Annotated in this window: 15 protein-coding genes and 1 tRNA gene; 9 read left to right on the top strand and 7 right to left on the bottom strand. The window is 45.8% G+C overall.

Annotation, left to right across the window (positions count from 1 at the left end):
• Positions 1–20: 20 nt before the first annotated feature.
• Positions 21–314 carry an Asp-tRNA(Asn)/Glu-tRNA(Gln) amidotransferase subunit GatC gene (gatC, locus tag AB0L18_RS18780; protein WP_367388850.1) on the bottom strand — a complete coding sequence of 98 codons (294 nt, stop codon included), beginning with the start codon at positions 312–314 and terminating at the stop codon, positions 21–23.
• A gap of 121 nt (positions 315–435) precedes the next feature.
• Here gatC and AB0L18_RS18775 point away from each other — a divergent pair, with 121 nt between their 5' ends.
• A complete protein-coding gene (locus AB0L18_RS18775; protein WP_367388849.1) occupies positions 436–1,083 on the top strand; it encodes a deoxynucleoside kinase in 648 nt (215 codons plus the stop codon).
• Positions 1,084–1,207: 124 nt separating this feature from the next.
• Positions 1,208–1,292 (top strand) — tRNA-Ser (locus AB0L18_RS18770).
• 318 nt (positions 1,293–1,610) lie between these two features.
• Here the strand turns inward: AB0L18_RS18770 and AB0L18_RS18765 are convergent.
• From AB0L18_RS18765 to AB0L18_RS18750, 4 genes are all read right to left on the bottom strand, one after another.
• Positions 1,611–4,238, bottom strand: a complete 2,628-nt coding sequence (locus AB0L18_RS18765) for a WG repeat-containing protein (RefSeq protein WP_367388848.1) — start codon at positions 4,236–4,238, stop codon at positions 1,611–1,613.
• A 150-nt stretch (positions 4,239–4,388) separates the two neighbouring features.
• Positions 4,389–5,297, bottom strand: coding sequence for a hypothetical protein (locus AB0L18_RS18760; RefSeq protein WP_367388847.1), 909 nt, complete (start codon positions 5,295–5,297; stop codon positions 4,389–4,391).
• Between the two features lie 3 nt (positions 5,298–5,300).
• The gene (locus tag AB0L18_RS18755) at positions 5,301–5,915 is read right to left on the bottom strand and encodes a hypothetical protein (protein WP_367388846.1); all 615 of its coding nucleotides are present in this window, start codon (positions 5,913–5,915) and stop codon (positions 5,301–5,303) included.
• A gap of 31 nt (positions 5,916–5,946) precedes the next feature.
• Positions 5,947–6,477, bottom strand: coding sequence for an RNA polymerase sigma factor (locus AB0L18_RS18750; protein WP_367388845.1), 531 nt, complete (start codon positions 6,475–6,477; stop codon positions 5,947–5,949).
• Positions 6,478–6,792: 315 nt separating this feature from the next.
• Here AB0L18_RS18750 and AB0L18_RS18745 point away from each other — a divergent pair, with 315 nt between their 5' ends.
• Positions 6,793–8,133, top strand: coding sequence for a sugar porter family MFS transporter (locus tag AB0L18_RS18745; protein WP_367388844.1), 1,341 nt, complete (start codon positions 6,793–6,795; stop codon positions 8,131–8,133).
• Positions 8,134–8,385: 252 nt separating this feature from the next.
• Positions 8,386–9,987 (top strand): glycoside hydrolase family 32 protein, encoded by a 1,602-nt coding sequence (locus AB0L18_RS18740; RefSeq protein WP_367388843.1) that lies wholly within the window; start codon positions 8,386–8,388, stop codon positions 9,985–9,987.
• 241 nt (positions 9,988–10,228) lie between these two features.
• On the opposite strand, the gene AB0L18_RS18735 is transcribed toward AB0L18_RS18740, so the two are convergent.
• Entirely contained in the window at positions 10,229–11,434 is a 1,206-nt protein-coding gene (locus AB0L18_RS18735) for a T9SS type A sorting domain-containing protein (protein WP_367393166.1), read from the bottom strand.
• Positions 11,435–11,760: 326 nt separating this feature from the next.
• On the opposite strand from AB0L18_RS18735, the gene yihA reads away from it, so the two are divergent.
• The 3 genes from yihA to AB0L18_RS18720 all read left to right on the top strand — a co-directional run bounded on the left by yihA (position 11,761) and on the right by AB0L18_RS18720 (position 15,602).
• Positions 11,761–12,363 carry a ribosome biogenesis GTP-binding protein YihA/YsxC gene (yihA, locus tag AB0L18_RS18730; protein WP_367388842.1) on the top strand — a complete coding sequence of 201 codons (603 nt, stop codon included), beginning with the start codon at positions 11,761–11,763 and terminating at the stop codon, positions 12,361–12,363.
• Positions 12,360–14,105, top strand: a complete 1,746-nt coding sequence (locus AB0L18_RS18725; RefSeq protein WP_367388841.1) for a 1-acyl-sn-glycerol-3-phosphate acyltransferase — start codon at positions 12,360–12,362, stop codon at positions 14,103–14,105. The genes yihA and AB0L18_RS18725 overlap by 4 nt, the downstream gene beginning before the upstream one ends.
• A gap of 594 nt (positions 14,106–14,699) precedes the next feature.
• Entirely contained in the window at positions 14,700–15,602 is a 903-nt protein-coding gene (locus AB0L18_RS18720) for an aminotransferase class IV (RefSeq protein WP_367388840.1), read from the top strand.
• An 11-nt stretch (positions 15,603–15,613) separates the two neighbouring features.
• On the opposite strand, the gene AB0L18_RS18715 is transcribed toward AB0L18_RS18720, so the two are convergent.
• Complete coding sequence (locus AB0L18_RS18715; RefSeq protein ID WP_367388839.1) at positions 15,614–16,933, bottom strand: serine hydrolase domain-containing protein; 1,320 nt, start codon at positions 16,931–16,933, stop codon at positions 15,614–15,616.
• A gap of 331 nt (positions 16,934–17,264) precedes the next feature.
• Here AB0L18_RS18715 and AB0L18_RS18710 point away from each other — a divergent pair, with 331 nt between their 5' ends.
• Positions 17,265–18,326 (top strand): SMP-30/gluconolactonase/LRE family protein, encoded by a 1,062-nt coding sequence (locus tag AB0L18_RS18710; protein WP_367388838.1) that lies wholly within the window; start codon positions 17,265–17,267, stop codon positions 18,324–18,326.
• A gap of 203 nt (positions 18,327–18,529) precedes the next feature.
• A complete protein-coding gene (locus tag AB0L18_RS18705) occupies positions 18,530–20,851 on the top strand; it encodes a carboxypeptidase-like regulatory domain-containing protein (protein WP_367388837.1) in 2,322 nt (773 codons plus the stop codon).
• The last annotated feature ends 45 nt before the right edge of the window (positions 20,852–20,896 follow it).

Below are 20,896 nucleotides of genomic sequence, written 5' to 3'. Positions count from 1 at the left end.
ATGATTTTTTAAGCGCCTAACTACAAATCAATCACTTTAGGAACACGGAAAAACGAACCGTCCTGATCAGGGGCATTACGCAGGGCATCTTCCCGGTCAACCTGGTGGCTGATTTTATCTTCTCTTGGCCGGTTGATGGCTTCGTTGAGATAAACCAGTGGTTCAATACCTTCTACATCCAATTCCTGTAATTTTTCTACCATTCCTAGAATATTGGTCAAATCCTTTTTCAGACCTTCCTTTTCAGTGGTAGAAAGTTGTAGCCGAGCTAAATTTTCAAGTCGGGAAATTAGTTGATCATCTATCTTCATCATAAGTTTTTAGATGAGTATGGGGTAATCATCGTTAAAAATTCAATTACCAAAGGTAAGTAATCCCATTATTTCTTGGAGAAAGTTTATTTTCGCGAACACAACTGCACACAAAAAAATCTGAATGGCTGATCATCAAGCACCCGCTAGTATTAAACACGTAGCAATTGCCGGTAATATCGGTGCTGGCAAAACCACTCTTTGTACCCAATTGGGTAAACATTTTGACTGGGACGTTCACTACGAATCTACGGACAATAATCCCTATCTCAGTGATTTTTACCTTGACATGCAGCGCTGGTCGTTTAACCTCCAGATTTACTTCCTGCACAATCGATACGCTCAAATCCTAAATATCCATCAAGGTGATCGGACGGTAGTGCAAGACAGAACCATTTACGAAGATGCTTACATCTTCGCCCCTAACCTACACGACATGGGCTTGATGGGTAAACGTGACTTTGAGAATTACATGTCTTTGTTCAAAACAATGACTTCGCAAATTCAGCCCCCTGATTTACTGATCTATCTAAAAGCTGGTATTCCTACGCTGGTCAACCACATCCAATCACGTGGACGCGATTATGAAGGCAGCATGAGCCTTGATTACCTCAAACGCCTCAACGAACGCTACGATGAGTGGATAAGTACCTACACCGAAGGTAATCTCCTCATCATTGACGCCGATAGTATCGACTTCAAAAAAAATCCGGAAGATTTAGGCACCGTTCTCAACCAGGTAAAGGCCGAATTGCACGGATTATTTCATTAATTTTCATCTTGGAACTAAAATTTATTCAAATTCGTTTTGGATAATGAAAGTGATCTGTATATTTGCAGCCGCTTAGGAAGTGAGTGAGTCTAAAAAGGCTCTAACCAACTCAAAATCCGAGCAAGGAGGAATGGCAGAGCGGTTTAATGCACCGGTCTTGAAAACCGACGTACTGAAAGGTACCGGGGGTTCGAATCCCTCTTCCTCCGCATCAGCAAGCAGCACCCTAGGGTGCTGCTTTTTTTTGGGGAATCACTCACCCCTCACCATCCTTTCAAGTCTATACACCCTACCGGTGGAATTTTGTCTTCCTCCATCTCGCTTTCATCCTTTCATGATGACCACCTCTAGCTGGTGAATTTTCTTTAGGGTAGAAAAGTGAGATGAGGAATTGCCAGGTTTTCTGCCAACCTCTTATTCTAGGTATTTTTCTGACTTCTCTCATTTTTTCTTTTGGGGTTGATAAAAGTGGCTAGTGGTATAAGCTGCTCTTTCTTTAGCTGCTAGTCAGAGCCATTTCTACTCGACTAATTACTGGTATTTTTATATTCTATCAATGTTCTCTTATTGACATAGTATTTATAGTCATTCATTTCCACTTCAATTAATTCGATGCCATCAACAGCTAAAAACTTCAGTTTTTGAGAAGCTATAGCAAGATGGGTTCTTCCATCTAAATCCATAACTACTGATTTACCGTTTGGAAAAAATAAGAACTTGTTCATTGACAATTGATAGCATCGTTCAAGTGAGCTCATATAATCATAATTTCCCGAGAATAGTCTTTTGCCGTCTATAGTTACTAAGTGCCAATCGTGGTTATCGTCTCTAACGCTAATTATCTTATCTCCGTAAAATCCTTGAATAGCAGTGTAGTCAAAAGGGATCACGATAGTGCCCTCAATATCAATTAAGCCATATCTCTCCTTCAGCTTAGCGACGTAGTAGCGGGATTTATCGGTATGGTTAAGGGGATATAACCAATCATAGTTCGTCTCCAAAAAAACTTCACCTAGGGTATCGACCAATACAGCCTGCTTTTGGCCATCCATGCAGCCTTTTGATAAACAGGCATAATTCTCAAAGAATCGAAGCGTGAATCTATACTCCAGGGGCACCAGCACGTGTCCAAATTTGTCAATGTAACCAACATTTCTCTGCGGTTTCAGAATGGTATCCTGGCTTCCCGTGAAACAAGGGTTGGAAACGTATTCGTAAAATTTATCGGGAATAATTCTAAAAACGGAACGACGACCATTGATTGAAGACTCATCAATGTAATCATAGCCAGCTTCATTTATTTGCTGCCCTTCAGGAGTAAAAAGAAAATACTTCCCTTCTTTTTTGGCTACGAAAAACTCCTTGTTGATCTCCGTAATTTCTTGTTCTGAAAATGGAGAGATTATATTGCCGTGTACATCAATAACACCTTGTTTGTTTCCGGCAACTACAGCAATCAATCCAAGAGATATGTTGACCTTTACAATACTGTCAAACTCCTTACCCCAATGCTCAAATAACTTACCATCAATGATTACTTCATTTATGGTATCTCGCACATGCAATACAGCTACAAAAACAGAATCTTTGTTTGTAAAGCCAGTGAAAAAATCCTTACTGTCCACATTTAGAGGATTGCCATGTATATCTGTAAAATGATAACTATTCTCATGACGATGCCAATTGACGCTGCGACCCGAAAGATGAGGAGATCTACTTTCAAATGCTGATAGTTGCTTTCCACTTAAATCAAAGCTAGCATACCGCCCATTCTTTCTTGGCCGGAGTACGGTTTCATTTCGGACTACTTCAAACTCAATTTCTTCATATTCTGGTTGGAGTATTATTTCTCCTTGAGCATTGGCTAATCCGTTTTTATCTCCCTGATTGAGGATGTAGAAATTGTTACTTCTATAGTAACACCTATCGAATTCAAATGGAATTATTATCTCCCCCTTTGAATCTATTATCCCGTATAATCCATTTGAAGAAACAAGGTAGCTATCATTATTCCTTGAGCTAACTCTATGGATGGACGATGCTTCATAACTTATCTCTACATTCAAAGCGCTATCCAACACTGATACAATATCACCCTTTTGTGAGGTATAGTAGTTTCCATCTTTGATAAATTTGAAGGTATCGAATACTTGACCTTCTAAAGTGATTTTCCCCAATAGCTCCACAACCTGTACCTTGTCATCATGCCTTGTGGCTTTGAATAAGCTATCATTGATTGGATATATTGATTTGTATTCAGAGGTGTCGAGTAAGTCCCTTTTAAGGTCACTCAAGAAAGCGTTACCGTTCCTTTTGAGGACATAAACTCCGTTGTGAGGTGAAATCCCTTGATATATCGTATCCAAAATTACTTGCCCATCTACACTGACAACCCCATATTTGGTGTTTTTCCGATGCAAGGCAAATCCAGTTGCATGCTGTTCATGCGTAGAAACAATCAAGTACTTACCCTCAACTACTTCGACTATCGATTTATAGGAATATTCTTTTGTGTATCCAGATTTGGGGTTAAATAGGTACGAATAGTCTCCTTGTCCAAAAGTTATCAGTTCATCCCCCCATATAGTAGGTTTGCTTAAAGTGGACTTAAGGACATCTCCATCTACATTTAGAATTTCAAAGCTCCCATCAGATTTCTCACCGATGAAATAACCATGGTAGAATTCCACAGATTCTCGTGGTCTTATATAAGAATACACGCCTTCATCTCGAGCATCAAGAACGTATCTGGAAGATATAGTCTTAGTAATCAAATTCAGCAATTGGCATTCGCCATTGTCCAACATCACCCACTTTAGCTGCTTTATTGTGTCTCGTGAAACAGCGCCTCGCCTCCACCCCCTGTTATCTGTACTGTAGGTGGCGGGTAACAATCGAATCTCAATGTCATTCGCATAAGATGAAAGTTCTAATCCGTTTTTATCGATTATTACTTTTCTATTATCTTTTATCACAATTGCGATAGCATCGCTTAAAAAGAATTCTACTTTATCATATTTAGGTGCAATTTTGACTATTCCATTTGTATCACAGTAGCCATATTTACCTTCATGGTAATAAGGAATCAAAGTTTGACTAACGCAATCTATCCCTAAGGCAAATGTTAATATGATTAGTAAAAGCTTTAGGTTCATCTTAAAGATTTTATCACTTGTAACTAACAATAAGCACTCTATTCGCTGGAATGGCGGGAGCAGGCTAATTCAACGAAGCCACCTAAGTATTTCCCCTCAAGTCCCTTTGGTGGTTAAAAAACCGAAATAAAAGACCTGCAAGCCCATTCCCTAATACCTCAAGCCCTCAGAAGGAATTTTCTCTAAATGAACATCACCGAAAGTGACGCTGACGGTGATCGCAGGATAGGTTTCTTTGCGGGTAGGTTTGAATTGTACTTTCTGTACTTCGGGCGTATTTTCAAGCGCAAGTAGACGCAAGTTTTCGGGAGTAAGTACCTTGCCGTGAGTAGCGGTGAGCGTGTAACCAAAAAGCTCGGGCTGGTCGCCGTAGAGGTAGACTTCCGATTTTTCGGCGCTGATATCCAAGCCTAAGAGGCCAGCTCCAGGTTGGAGTTTGAGGATGCCGTATTGGGCATTGATCTGGTAGTTGCCTGCTATATCATACAGGGTCACATCAGAGCGGCGAGCGTTGATGGTGACGTTGCCGTCGATTTTTTCACCGACGACATCCCCAAAACGGGTGCGGATATCGAGCAGCCCTTTGACATTGTCGATGTCGATCTGACTGTACTCGCCGAAGATGCGCAAGCGATTGGTGAGGTTGGAGATATTGGCAGCACCAAAGTAATTTTTCACGTAAACAGGGCAGTCTTCCGGTAGCGTAATGTAATAAGTAACAGAGAGTACCGACTCGGTTTGTTCAGCTCCACCAAATCGATAATTGCGTAGATAAATTTTGTTTTTTATGCGTTCTGCAACAAAGTTGACGGTTTCCAGATCAGCTTCAGCGGTGGCTTTTTGAGGATGCTTGGCCGAAATTTCCAGGCGCAAGCCTACCTGTCGTTTATCCCAGGTCTCTACAAAAATCTCTGCTTTTTGGCCTTCTACATTGACCTCATAGCCATCCTGGTAATTGAAGGTCTTTTCAATGACCTTGGTGACTACCTGTACCACCTCTTGGGCGCTCAGGCTAGACATCAACAGGCTCCCCAGGAATATCAGGAATAATCTTTGCATCAATTAAATAGCTTCAATGATTTGACGGTAAATATCGCTTCTTTCGCGCTCAATATCGGCCATTTGCCGGATGAGTTGCGGATCGCGGCCATAAGACTTAAGCATAGCGGCTACATCTTCATGGGCCGTACTGAGTTCTTCGTACTCAAAGCGCAACTTGTTGATGGCCGGGTCGTTGACCTGTACCAATTGATCTTCCAATTGCGAAAAGATACTTTCGTCGGCATTCCAGTCAATATCGGTTTGAAATTGTTGGACGGTCTCCTGGGCGTATTGTAGCTGTACCTTGGGGCCAGGCTCCCGCAAAATGGCGTATCCTGCCATCAAAAGGAGGGCTATTGCTGCAGCCCACTGCAAGACTTGGCGCTGGCGAACCACTCTTAATTGGCGAACCTGGTGCTCAGTGTCTAGCTGTTGCGCCAGCTTGTTCCATACCGTAACCGGTGGAGTATAGGCAGGCAATTGCTGAATGGCCTCGTGAAGTACTCCTTCGTCAGGCACGTAAGGTTTGTTCAAATCCGACTCAATCTGATCCCATATCCCGGCAGGAGGGTCGAAACTCGGCAGTTGATCCAGTGCTTTCTTGAGGGAATCTCTATTCTTTTCGAATCCAGACATGATAAAAAGTGATTATAAGTAATTAAGCCTCCTAACGGTATTTCTCCAATGATTTCCGCAATTTTTTCTTCGCGTAAAACAGCTGAGATTTCGAAGTCCCCACCGAAATATCCAGCATATCGGCTACTTCTTTGTGGGAATATCCTTCCACTTCAATCATTACAAATACCGAACGATAGCCGCTGGGTAGGGCTTGTATGGCTTTTTCCAGGTAATCGGCATCCAAATGATGACCCCAGTCTACAATTTGATCTTGCTGGTGATAATCCTCCAGTGTTTCCATGCGAATTTCCCGACGCATCCGAGACAGGGCTGTTCGTACGACGATGGTTTTTATCCAGGCTCCGAGGGTAGATTCTCTGCGAAAACCAGCCAAATGGCGAAAGATTTTCACAAATGCCTCCTGGAGCACATCATTAGCGAGTTCGAAGTCAGAAGTAATTCGGTAAGCAGCAGTATACATTGCCCGCGAATAACGATCATATAGCTCTTTCTGAGCCAGGCGATCATTTTCAAGGCAGGCGTCAATTAGTTCTGATTCCGTCATGGCGGCCGTAGTCATGAGCGAGTGTATTTAGAAAAGTAAATTCCAAGAAAAAACCACCCGGGTGTAAAGATAACGTGGTTATGGCGTAAAGACTTGCACTTTCGTAAAACGGTTGTATCTTGGGTTTAATTATTGCCAATTCCTCTTAAGAACAGCACGAAAATAAAAAGCGATTTTGTTTTTCACAATAGTTGAATAAGCGCTTCATTTAAAGCGTTTTAACTATTTGAAAAACCTGAGAAAAATCGCAGTTTATTTTCTGCGCAATACCTGGTATTTTTTCAAACAGAGGAATCCTGCCCCAAAGAAGCAAGCTACTTATAAAACATAATGAAGAACAACAAAGTTATTTTGTGGTCCATCACCGTGGCCCTTGCAGGATTTTTATTTGGTTTTGATACCATTGTTATCAACGGAGCCGATAAACCCATTCAAGCCTTATGGCAAACGAGCGACTGGTTTCACAGTACCTTTATCATGTCGATGGCACTGTGGGGTACGGTGATCGGTGCGCTTTTTGGCGGTTTTCCAACCAAGCGATTTGGTCGCAAGAAAACCTTATTTTGGATAGGTATCTTCTATCTCGTTTCCGCTTTGGGTTCGGGAATGGCTACCGATCCTTATGTCTTTTCTTTCTTCCGCTTTTTAGGGGGGCTAGGGGTAGGTGCTTCTTCCGTAGCTGCACCCATTTATATTTCAGAAATAGCTCCACGGGAAAATCGCGGCAAATTGGTAGCGCTCTACCAGTTCAATATCGTCTTAGGAATACTTATTGCCTTCCTTTCCAATTGGTTGATTGGCAGATACATGGAACCGTCGATATCCTGGCGGTGGATGCTGGGTATTGAAGCCCTGCCAGCACTAATTTACAGTATGGTGGTATTGACCATCGCCGAAAGTCCGCGCTGGTTGTTGCTGACCAAAGGCGACCGGCAAGGCGCAAGAGAGGTGCTCGCCAACATCTTCTCCTCGGAGCGAGAAATAGAAGCGCAATTACAAATTATTGATGACTCACGAGAAACGGAAGAACGTAAAACCCACCGTGTAGCTTTCTTTTCTGCCCAACATCGCTGGCCCATTTTGCTGGCCTTCCTACTGGCCATGTTCAACCAGCTTTCGGGTATCAATTTTGTGCTTTACTATGCCACACGTATCATCGAAGAAGCAGGTATGAGTGCAGATACCGCCCGTGCTGCCAGTATTTGGTTAGGTTTGATCAATTTTCTTTTCACTTTCGTGGGACTTTACCTTATCGACCGCATGGGGCGTAAATCGTTGATGTACATTGGCTCCATTGGCTACATCACTTTCCTTTCACTAGTGGCTTACGCCTTTGCTACAGGAGCTACAGGTGGCTGGGTGGTAGCAATGGTTTGTGGATTCATTGCGGCTCACGCTGTAGGGCAAGGAGCCGTAATTTGGGTGTTCATTTCCGAGATTTTCCCCAATCAGGTACGCGATTTCGGAATGGCTTGGGGCTCGGGTACCCACTGGGTGTTTGCGGCTACCATTACCATGATTACACTGCCCATACTGAACGCTTTTTCAGCAGCAACGGTATTTGGATTCTTTGCTTTTTGCATGGTACTTCAATTGCTCTTTGTTCATTTTATGATGCCTGAAACGAAGGGGGTATCGTTGGAGGAATTGCAGAAGCAGCTGACGGAGTGAGGTGCTCACTGCGTTCGCGGGGGTACTCGTCCCGATTCCTCGGGACTCGTGGGGGGTGCTTACTGCGTTCGCGGTTTTTGGGTGCTGAAAAGGGGAATATTCAATCTTTCGGGAACCGAGGGAGTCGGCGATAGTCAATCCTAAACATGATCCTAAAACCCGCGAGCGAAGCGAGCACCACCGTGAATCCCGAGCATCGGGATGAACACCACCGCGAGCGCAGCGAGCAAAAAAAAACAATCGCTAGATAATATGCACATTCAGAAACTCTTGACACTTTTCTTGGCAATCACTTTTCTAACAACCTGCAAAAAAGAAGGTATAACGGATGCCAATACAGGCCCCACCTACCAGGAGCAGCACCGTCCGCAACTGCACTTCTCCCCTCCTACCCAATGGATGAATGACCCCAACGGGATGGTCTTTTTTGATGATGAATACCATCTTTTTTACCAATATTATCCAGATAGTACCGTTTGGGGCCCGATGCACTGGGGGCACGCCGTGAGTAAGGATTTAACGCATTGGGAGCATTTGCCCATTGCGATAGCTCCTGATGAGAAGGGCTATATTTTCTCTGGCAGTGCGGTAGTCGACTGGGACAATACCAGTGGCTTTAGTAAAGATGGCGAACCTCCGCTGGTGGCCATCTTTACTTACCATGATCCTGAAGGAGAAAAAAGTGGTGCCATCGACTTCCAAAGCCAGGCTATTGCCTACAGTAATGACCGCGGGAGGACGTGGACGAAATACGAGAACAATCCGGTAGTACCCAACCCTGGTATACGGGATTTTCGCGACCCAAAAGTCATCTGGGATGCGGATAACGACCAATGGGTAATGGTATTGGCCGCCCAAGATCAAGTGATGTTTTACACTTCTAAAGACTTGAAGGCTTGGCGTTATCTCAGCCAATTTGGTAAAAACAGAGGTGCTCACGGCGGCGTCTGGGAATGCCCCGATTTGTTTCCGGTGACCATTAGCGGCACAGGTGCTCGCAAGTGGGTATTACTGGTGAGTATTAATCCTGGTGGGCCTAATGGTGGCTCGGCTACCCAGTACTTTATTGGTGATTTTGATGGATTGCGTTTCCGTTTGGATCCTGAGTTTGGGGCGGAAATGGCGCGACAAGCCAAAAAGGACAGCACTGGTGTAGCAGCATCCTGGGTAGATTACGGCCGCGACAATTACGCTGGGGTCACCTGGTCGGATTTGCCCCAGGAGGACGCTAGCCGGATCTTTATGGGCTGGATGAGCAACTGGGATTATGCCCAAGTGGTGCCTACCGCGCTTTGGCGGAGTGCAATGACACTGCCTCGCCAATTCCAAGTAAAAGAGACCGCCATGGGCCCGCGTTTGTTTCAAAATTTCGTCGAAGAACTGCGAACCCTCCGCGGCGAACAACACGAGGTAGACATCACCGCTAGCCCCGGCAATCCACAAGATTTAGGCGTTTCGCCACAGCAACTAGAGATTATTTTAGAAGTAGCCACTAGCAATACGGGCAGTTTTGGGTTTGAATTAAGCAATAGCAAAGGAGAGGTCTACCGTGTGGGTTATGATGCTGATGCAAAAGCCTACTTCAGTGATCGCACCAAATCTGGTAAGCTCGACTTTTCGGAAAAGTTTGCGCCAAGCATTCACTATGCCCCTAAGCAACTGGAGGGGGTATTGGTCAACATGCACCTGATCTTTGATGTCAGCTCCGTAGAGCTGATTGCCGATGATGGGCTGACGGCAATTACTGACGTCTTTTTTCCCAGCGAAGATTTTACGATGATCCGATTCTTTAAGGAGGAAGAAGGCATGGGTATTCAACGCTTGGAGGTGTATCCTTTGGAAGGGATATGGTGATAAGGGAGGTGATATTTACCACCACAGATACCAAGGTTTTTGGTTTTCACGGCACCGTAGGACTGAAAAAAAAAGGTGCCCAAGGTGAATCACGACAAGATATGAGAGCATTGCATTAGGTAGAGAAGTGACACGTTGCGTCTCTACCTAATACAGCGCTACTAGTGCCCGAGGCATTAGCTGGTGTGGCCCAACCCTAAGGTATAAATACATTCATGCATTTATACCTTAGGGGTCGATGTTACTTCACGACCACCTTCTGTACCGTACTGGCGCGGGTAGTAGCGTCCTCTACTTGTAGCCAATAAATACCCGCAGGCAAAGCTCCTACCATCAATTCATTGGTATTTTGCTGATGCATGACCCGTTGTCCCATACTATTGAAAAGGCTGAGGTCGAGGCTTAATCCTTCAGGATGAGTGACCTGGATACGATCGGTAGCCGGGTTGGGGAAATTGCGGATACCACTTAGTGCCTTAGGCTGTTCATTGGTACCTACTAATTGCTCACACATCAAGTCTTGCAAAAATTCGGTCGTGAAATCCAAGGTTGCCAAATAGCTTTCGGCGGTACCGAAATAACCTACGTGTTCAAAACTGTTCTCGATGGTCATCAGGCGATTGGGAATATCAAGGCTATCAGCTTTGAGTTGAAGCTGGCGACTGCCCTCCAGGTAAACGATCTGAACGCCAAGCAGGCTCGCAAATCCGGTGTTGTAGGGCACGACAATATCCATATCGTCGTGTACACTCACAAAGGGGGGATCATTCTCGTCCATCCAGGAAGCATCGTTTAGGGCACCAGACAAATTCACGTATCCCTGTACTTCATTAGAATATTCAATATTATCGCTGGAGTTGCCCGTAAAACCACCGTTGGCTTCGATCAGTCCGAGTAGAAAAGCGTCAATGTTATCGGTTTCATCCAATACTGCAGTATGAGCCGCCGCAATAGCACCTGCAGACACGCCACCGACGAAGATCATATCCGGATCAATCCGGAAAGTATTCGTCGTAGCGGCATCTTCCCGCATATAACGAATCGCAGCTTTGAAATCGGAAATCGATTTCACGACCACTTCCTTCATTTCGTCAGAAGTGGGAAAAGGGATCAGGGGCAGATCGTATAAACGGTAATCAATACTTACTGCCACAAATCCACGACGAGCGTAAGACTCGCAAAGGCCAGCCAGGTCGCCACGCTCGCCAGAAATGAAACTCCCACCAAAAGCGAGAATGATTACGGGACGAATTTCCTGGACATCACCAACAGGTTCGTACACATCCAAAAATAACTCCTGGCTGTTGCCAGCGATAGTGGTACCCGAGCCATAAGATAATCCTAGAGTAGCCTGCACCTCCGCAAAAACATCCGTACGATAGCGGATATCATCACAGCCTGGGTAGCTTTGTGCTGACACAAAAGTCATCATGCCCAAAGCAAGCATCAAGGTTATTGACCTGCAAAAAGCACTTGGCGTGCAAAATGACCGAAATTTTTTAGGTAAAAATTGCTGCATTCTATTTTTGTATTTAGTTGATTATAATAGGTGGCTATACCGATTGAAGTGTTTGGGCAAAGCCCTACTACGAGGGATACACGAAGTAAAACCACTTAGTTGTCGAGCTAAAGTTAGCTGTTTAATAGCATAGCATTTGTCAACCAACAGTGTTATTGTTTATTTGTTTAGGTGACTTTCCTTCTGAGCTGTCTTTTCAGGCTTGTGGGGAAAAAATGCTTATGTTTGTCTTTCGTATATAGTATAATATTAAGATGGTCATTAACGAAATAGAATTTAAGGGAAGTTTTCCAGAACAACGCCTGGCCCCTCAAGATGGGAAGCCAGAGTTCGCCTTTATTGGGCGTTCGAATGTAGGGAAATCATCGCTCATCAATATGCTTACGGAGCGTAAAGATTTGGCGCGAATTTCCAATGTTCCGGGCAAAACCCAGCATTTGAATTATTACCTCATCAACGACAGTTGGTACCTGGTAGATTTACCAGGTTACGGCTACGCCAGGGTTTCTAAAAAACTGCGTAAGCAATGGCGCCTGATGATGGATTTTTACTTTAAGGAAAGGATGAGTGTCCAATGTGTTTTCGTTTTACTCGACGGCAACATTGGGCCTCAGAAAGTAGATATAGACTTTATCAATTGGCTGGGAGAAATCGGCGTACCATTTATCATCGTTTACACCAAAACTGACCGGACAAAACCTCACGAACTTAATGCTAATATTGAAGCGATCACTAAGGCTCTACTAGAATATTGGGAAGAACTTCCGCCTGGCATTCCTTCCAGTTCCAATACCCGAGTAGGACGTGATGAAATCTTACAAGTTATCGAAGAAACACTTGAGCGTATAGAACTATGAGCAAACTGAGCAGCACCACCCTCCCTCCAGTCATTGATAGTATTGAAGACTGGCCGATCTACCAACTTAGCGAGGATCGTCGTGCCTTTGTACAACAAATTGAGGAATACACCCTAGAACGATTGATGCAGCAATCTCCCGCCAAAACCAGGGATCTCATTTCTAAAACCATCTACACTGAGCGCATCCGCCTCAAGGAAGAACCCTGGAAGGTGGATCCTCCTAAGGAAAAACAATTTTGGCGTCGCCTCAGCCACCGGCACATCCGTCTGGCTATGGACCACAAACCGGAGGAAGTTGACCAAATTAACCGAGAGCATTTACAGCAGATTATCCTCCGGTACGCTGAAGAGATTGTGGGGACATTCAGAATAAAAACGTTTCTCTTTGCCCGTCGTTTTTTGACCTTCTTTTTCACCCGCTTATTGAATACGGCAGCGGTCAGATCCATTCGTGGTTTATGGGGAAAGGAGCATCGACTTACTGAAAAACTTGCGATCACGGGTGAGGTAGAAAAAGTCCGGCAGCTCTTCAAGCATGGAACGGTAGTGGTAGTACCTACCCACTTCAGCAACCTGGACTCTATCCTGGTGGGCTATGCGATGGACACCTACATGGGCTTGCCCTCCTTCAGTTACGGAGCCGGCCTCAACCTCTACAATACGGGGTATACCGCTTACTTCATGAATCGCCTTGGTGCTTACCGGGTAGATCGACGCAAAAAAAATGGCATCTACCTGGAGACCCTCAAGGCGATGAGTATGCTTTCTATCAAACGTGGCGTCAATAGTTTATTCTTTCCGGGTGGAACACGGTCGCGCTCTGGCAAACTGGAAGAAAAATTAAAACTGGGCTTGCTGGGTACAACGGTGGAGGCACAGCGAACCATCTATCAGGAAGGCCGTAAGGAGAAAGTCTTTATCGTCCCCTTGGTGTTGGGTTATCATTTTGTTTTGGAAGCGGAGTTTCTCATCGAGCAGCACCTCCGCCAAATTGGTAAAGAGCAATACCTTAAGACCAAGGATAGCTCCTACAGCCCGTTTCGGGTCTTACAGTTTGTGTGGAAATTATTCTCTAAAGGCAATAACATCACGCTTTCCTTTGGTCAGCCCATGGATGTCCTCGGCAATCCGGTAGATGAACACGGCAATAGTTATGATCAGCACGGCAGAAAAATTGAGGTAGAAGAATATTTCGTGAATGCTAAAGGTCATATCAACAAAGACCTCCAACGTGAAGCAGAATACACCAATCTGCTGGGGGATCGTATCGTTGAACGCTACCACAAAGACAACATCGTTTTAACCAGCCACCTGGTAGCTTTTGCCGCCTTTAGGCTTTTAGAGCACCAAAATCCTCAGTTGGACTTGTACGGTATTTTAAGACTACCGGCAGAAGAATTTGTCTTTCCCAAGCCTGCCCTCGGCGATGTGATCAATCAATTGAGGAACCGCCTGCTGGTGATGGAACGCCTCGAACAGATAAAACTTTCTCCAGAAATTCACGAATCGGTAGATTTCATTCTTCAGGATGGTATCAACCACTTGGGGAATTTCCACGTCTCTAACCCGCTGTATTTCGACAAGAAAGAGCGGATCGTTAGCGCAAGCTTCAAAGTCCTCTATTTTTACCACAATCGTCTCGATAATTACGAGTTGGAACGCTATATAGATTGGAAAAACATTGGGGAAGAAGCATTGCTGCTAGAGGAGGAATTGTATAATCAGGAGGGGAGGTTTTAGGGAAGTCGGAAAGCGGAAGTGGGAAGTCGGAAGTAACGAGACACACGAAGAGAAGGAGGCGAGCACGCCAGTAGGTACTTCAAATATTTCCGAATGCCGATCTTAGAAGTCGGAAAGCGGAAGTCGGAAGTCGGAAGTAACGAGACACACGAAGAGAAGGAGGCGAGCACGCCAGTAGGTACTTCAAATATTTCCGAATGCCGATCTTAGAAGTCGGAAAGCGGAAGTCGGAAGTCGGAAGTAACGAGACACGCGAAGAGAAGGAGACGAGCACGCCAGTAGGTACTTCAAATATTTCCGAATGCCGATCTTAGAAGTCGGAAAGCGGAAGTGGGAAGTCGGAAATAGCCAGACACACGAAAAATTGAAGGAGAGTACGCCACTAGGTACTTCAAATATTTCCGAATGCCGATCTTAGAAGTCGGAAAGCGGAAGTGGGAAGTCGGAAGTAACGAGACACACGAAGAGAAGGAGGCGAGCACGCCAATAGGTACTTCAAATATTTCCGAATTCCCACTTCCGACCTCCGACTTTAAATCCCTACCTCCGACTTTGAAAAAGTTTTTACAAAAAAAACAAACCAATCATTTAAAAATGCTTCAACAACTCAATCCAAAGAACGAAAATATCATTGTTTATGTAGACGGTGCCCTGGTGCATCGGGATGATGCAAAGGTGAGTGTCTTCGATAGTGTTGTACAGGGAGGAGATGCGGTGTGGGAAGGAATACGGGTTTATGACGGCAGGGTTTTTCACCTGGAGCAACACCTGGAACGACTACAGCTTTCGGCGCATGCGCTAGACTTTAAAGCCATTCCGGACAACGATTTTATCACCGACGCCATCTTTCAAACTTTGCGGGCCAACCAGATGCGCGATGGCGTACATATTCGACTGACACTCACCAGAGGGCGGAAGATCACTTCGGGGATGGACCCTCGCCTCAATCAGTATGGGTGTACGCTGATCGTATTGGCAGAATGGAAGCCACCTGTTTATCCGCCTTCCATCAAGTTGGCAACCAGCTCTGTACGGCGTAATTCGCCCATGCACCTGGATAGCAAGATCCACCATAACAACCTTCTTAATAACATCCTCGCAAAAATCGAGGCCAACTATGCGGGTGCTGATGCGGGCCTGATGCTCGACACCGATGGCTATGTAGCTGAGGCCAATGGCGTCAATGTTTTTTGCATCCGTAAAGGCGTCGTTCTTACGCCACATGCTGATTATTGTCTACCAGGCATTACCCGCCGTACGATTTTACGCTTGTGCGAACAGCACGGTATCCCTCACGCCGAAAAGCGGCTTTCGCTCACGGAGTTTTACACGGCAGACGAGGTGTTCACCACGGGCACCATGGGCGAGTTGACGCGGGTAGAAAGCATTGATGGCCGGTCGATCATCAACCGTTCTGGCGAGCAGGTTTTGGAAAAGGTTGCCGCTCATTTCAGGGCCTTGACGGAGGTGGAAGGGGTGAAAATTCCAGCGTTTTAACAGCGTTGTTCTTACTCCGGCAAAGCCGCCAAAACCTCATGGATAAATTTATTCAAGGCAAAGGTCTTGTCCTCGTTCATCCCCAAGCGCACCATGACGACCTTCCGTGATGGGATGATAACAATGCGTTGGTCCTGGAAGCCGCGAAACATGAAAAGATCCTCGGGTACCTCACTTAGCTCTTCGGGATCGGGGAGCCATACTTGGGCACCGTAGACACCTTCCGAACCAGCAGCAACTTGTCGTGAAAAATCTACCCAGCCCGCAGGAAGTATTGGGTACCCATCCCATTGCCCATCCTGTAGGTAGAGCTGACCAAAGCGGGCCCAATCGCGGGCGGTGGCCCAGCAGTAACTGGAACCGACGAAGGTGCCCGATTGGTCGGTATCGATTTGTGCCGAGTGCATACCGATAGGAAGGAATAAGCTATCGCGGACCAAACTACGATAAGCTGGATCATTCCCAAGTGTCTGTCGCACCAAATCACTTAGAAGATTGGTCGTACCAGAAGAATAGACCCAAGTGGTATTGGGTTCAAACAGCAAGGGTTTAGTCCGGGTATAGGCGGCCATATCAGGTTGCTTGTATAACATCGTTGTGGCGTCGGAAACTCCACCGTAAGCCTCATTCCACTCCAGGCCACTGTTCATGTGTAAGAGGTTTTCGACGGTAATGTTGGCGCGTTCATCGTCCTCCCATTCAGAAAAGAGGTGATCTTGTTGCAATGTCAATTTGCCGTTTTTTACCATAATTCCTACCAGGGCGTTGGTGATACTTTTTGTCATTGACCAGCCCAATAAGGGGGTAGCTTCGGTAAAGCCCGGTGCATATTTTTCGTGCACCAAATGACCATCGTGCAATATCACTATTCCACGCGTCCCTCCACCTGGCAAAGGGGCAAAAGCATTGGTTACCGCCTGCGCAAGCGCATCAGCATTGAGCCCTTGCGGCAAGGTATCATAAACAGGAAGGGGCGTCACGATACCCGCCATTGCAGGAACAGGCACCTCGGGAGGTAGCGGAACATTTTCATCAGCAATCAGTACACAGCCTCTACCTTTGATAAATTTGGCTCGTTGGGTAATTAGTCCAAAGAAGGAGGCTGCCACCTCGTCCTTTGCTTGGTCGTGCGTAAGTTTGATGAATTTGAGCGCAGAAAAATTGAGGTCCTCCGCTTTGATATTATCCAAACTACGCCCCTGAAGATAATGGCAGGAACAAGCCATTTTGGCCGCGTATCCCGCACCTACTTTGAGCAACGGTTGGGCGTACCAATATCCGCCTAACAAAAGGATGACTATTACAATCAAAAACCATTTGAGGTAGCTCATGCGCAGATTATTTTTTTTCAAACCCAAAGATAAGAAATCGGTGGGCTCTTCCTTAACAGGATAGAACACGGATGAAACGGATCAGACGGATTTTCGCGGAGATTAGCTGCGCTCATAGGCTTGCGGAAGGAAACAAGAATAGCCACAAAAGCTCCAACCTGCCTGCCAACAAGCTGGCCTTGCAGGCAGGAACACCAAAATACACAAAAAAATATTCCGTGCTATTTTGTGCTTTTGTGGCTTCGTGGCTAAAAAAGTCAAAGCGGGGATTCCTACATTGTTTGCCACAATAATGTTAACTTCATTTTCCACATCCAACAACCACCTCACCATGAGACCATTCCTAAAAATCAGCTTAGGTATTATTGCAGTCCTTTTGCTCTATCTCTTTTTCTGGCCGATTCCTTTGCAGCCAGAAGTTTGGGCAGCACCCGACAATCCTGGGTATACGGGCATCTTTGCGTCCAATACTCGGCTGCAAGCAGTGGAGGTGCTTCATCTTAGTTGTCCCGAATGTGAAGATGTGGCCGTTGATTCTAGTGGCCGGGTGTACGGTGCAGCGGTAGACGGCAGGATATTGAGGTACGACAGCCCACAAGCGGAGCCGGTAGAGCTGGTCAACACGGGTGGTCGACCACTGGGCTTAGATTTTGACCAGGCGGGCAATCTCTATATTGCCGATGCCCGTAAAGGTTTATTACGACTCAATGCTAATGGAAAGTTAGAAACATTGGTCAATAGCTACGCGGGAAAAACTTTTGGTTTCACCGATGATCTGGAAGTGGGCCCCGATGGGAAGGTCTACTTTTCTGATGCCTCGGATCGTTGGGCCATTGAATCTTACAAACTGGATATTTTGGAGCACTTGCCAGTGGGCAAACTGTACGTATATGATCCCCTGACCAACACAACTACCCTACTGATGGATAAGCTCTACTTTGCCAATGGCATTGCTGTAGCCGAAGACACTTCCTTCGTTTTGGTCAATGAAACCAGCAGCTACCGTACATTGAGGTATTACCTTAAAGGAGAGGAAAAAGGAAAAGTGGACACGTTTATCCAGGGCTTGCCTGCCTTTCCTGATGGTATTAGCAGGGGCAGTGATGGTATTTTCTGGTTGGCGATGATCAGTCCGCGCAATGCACTGCTGGATAATTTATCGGAGCGTCCCTTTTTGAGGAAAGTTATCGCCCGCTTACCCACGTGGTTACAACCTGCACCTGCTACGCATGCTGGCGTTTTGGGCATCAACCGCCAGGGAGAAGTGGTGTATAACATTCAAGATCCTGAGGGCAAGTTTTCTCAGATCAGCAGTGTCCAGGAATGGGGCGGGCATCTGTATTTTGGTAGTCTGGGACGAGAAGGGCTTGGGTATTTGGAAAGTTATAAATAACGCCCTTGAGAAAATTTCATTGCAAAACGGAGGCCATCCAGTGCAAAGCACCAAGCTTTCCAGAAAATGACCGATACCCGACCAAGCATTCGTTTAGATTGCCAGAAATCATTTTATCTTTGCGCCGTTGAAAACAGCGATCCCTAATAATGGGGGACACTGCCCCGATTGACTTATTGAAACAGATTGAAACAGACCACATTTTGAAGAAGTTATTTACCCTCCTGTTGTTTTGTGCCTTTTCGTTCCTGGCTTTTGCCCAAACGGGTATCATCCGAGGCAATGTTTTTGATGAAGAAAGCGGTGAGTCCATTATTTATGGTACCGTTTTGATTGAAGGTACCGAACGAGGAACGACCACCGACCTTGATGGTTTCTTTTCCTTTTCCAACCTCGAGCCTGGCACCTATAAATTGCAGGTTTCTTATACTGGCTTTGGCACCAAGGAAGTAGAAGTAGAGGTCAAAAATAGCATTGAATACGTAAGAATTTATCTGTCTACGGAAGCGGTCAACCTCTCTACCGTTAACGTTTCTGCCGACCGCGAGCAAGCTCGTTCTGATACCCAGGTGTCTAAAATTACGGTTTCTGCCAACGATATCAGGGCTTTACCTTCTACGGGTGGTGAAGCTGATATTGCGCAGTACCTTACCGTTATTCCGGGTATCGTTTCTTCTGGTGACCAGGGTGGACAAGTATATATTCGGGGTGGATCGCCAGTACAAAACAAGATTTTACTGGATGGGGTAACCATCTATAATCCTTTCCACTCCATTGGCTTTTTCTCTGTTTTTGAGACAGAGACGGTACGTAGTGTAGACGTACTCACCGGTGGTTTTAATGCCGAATACGGTGGCCGGGTGTCGGCAGTAGTAGACATCAAAACCCGTACGGGTAACCAGCGGCGCTTGAGTGGTCTGGTATCGGCCAGCCCTTTTCAGGCGAAAGCCCTGATTGAAGGCCCGATCAAAAAATTAGACCCCAATACCGGCAACAGTATCAGCTTCATGCTGACGGGTAAGCACTCATACCTGGATCAGACTTCCAAGCAATTGTACGCTTATGCAGTGGATCCTAATTACTACGCATTTGCTGGCGATTCTCTGAATCTACGCCCTGAAGACATTGGCCTTCCTTTCAACTACACCGACGTATACGGCAAGCTTTCCATCAACGGAGGCAACGGTAGCAAGCTGGACCTTTTCGGCTTCAATTTTACGGATGGCTTTAAAGTACCTAACATTGCTGACCTCAACTGGGACAACAGTGGTGGTGGTGCCAACTTTATTCTGATCCCGCTCAATAGCAACATCATCATGAATGGTACGCTGAGCTACTCGGATTACAATATTGGCTTGCAGGAAGCAGATGGAGCACCCCGTAGCAGCGGCATCACAACGTACAATGCCTTGTTGAATTTTGCGTATTTCGGCCGTAACAGCCAGCTGAACTACGGTTTTGAGTTCAATGGTTTCAACACCGATTTTCAGTTTACCAACCTCATTGGTATTCGGTTCAAGCAGCTGGATTTCACCACGGAGCTTTCTGCCTACATGAAGTACAAGCAGAAGATAGGAAATTTGATTCTGGAACCTGGTTTCCGCGTTCAGTACTACGCTTCACAAAATGCCGTATCTCCAGAGCCTCGCCTGGGTTTGAAGTGGAACGTAACGGATTTTCTGCGTTTCAAAGGAGCCGCTGGTTTGTATTCCCAAAACCTGATCAGTACCGTCAACGACCTGGATATTGTCAACTTCTTTGTTGGCTTCCTGGCCGGACCAGAAGAAGCGATATTCAAACCTAACTCTACTGAAAAAACCGACGACCGGCTGCAAAAAGCTTTCCACGGTGTCGCTGGTTTTGAATTGGACTTCGGGGACTATATCACCACCAATGTCGAAGGTTATTACAAAGGCTTTACCCAGTTGATTGCGATTAACCGTAATAAACTTAGTGCTTCCGACCCGGACTTTACAACGGAAACGGGTTATGCCTACGGGATTGACTTCTCGCTGAAGTACGAAAGAGATCGCCTCTACGTATGGAGTACCTACAGCTACGGCCACGTGCGACGCGATGACGGTTTTCAGGAATACCCTACCAATTTTGACCGTCGCCACAACGCCAACTTCCTGGCCAGCTATTTGCTAGGAGAAAATAAAAACTGGGAGCTTGGTGTCCGCTGGAATTTGGGGTCTGGATTCCCATTCACCGAAACGCAAGGCTTCTATCAGAATGTACCAGTTCAGCAAAACCCTGTTTTGGTCAACTTCTTGACGGGTAACTACAACCTCGATATTCTATTGGATGATGAACTTAATGGAGGCCGGTTGTCTTACTTCCACCGATTGGATTTCTCACTGAAGCGCAATTGGACATTTGGCCGCTACGGCGGATTGGAAGCGGTAATCAGTGTTACCAATGCTTATGATCGTGCCAATGTATTTTACGTGGACCGGGTTACCAACAATCGGGTTAATCAGTTGCCGATTCTACCAAGTTTAGGGCTTACTTACAAGTGGTAAGTGGGGGGGTAAGGCTTACAAAAGTCTGAAAGCGAAAGTCGGAAG

Origin of the sequence: Lewinella sp. LCG006 (genome assembly GCF_040784935.1) — a bacterium.
Classification (GTDB): Bacteria; Bacteroidota; Bacteroidia; order Chitinophagales; family Saprospiraceae; genus Lewinella.
This window is presented reverse-complemented; position numbering and strand designations above follow the sequence as displayed.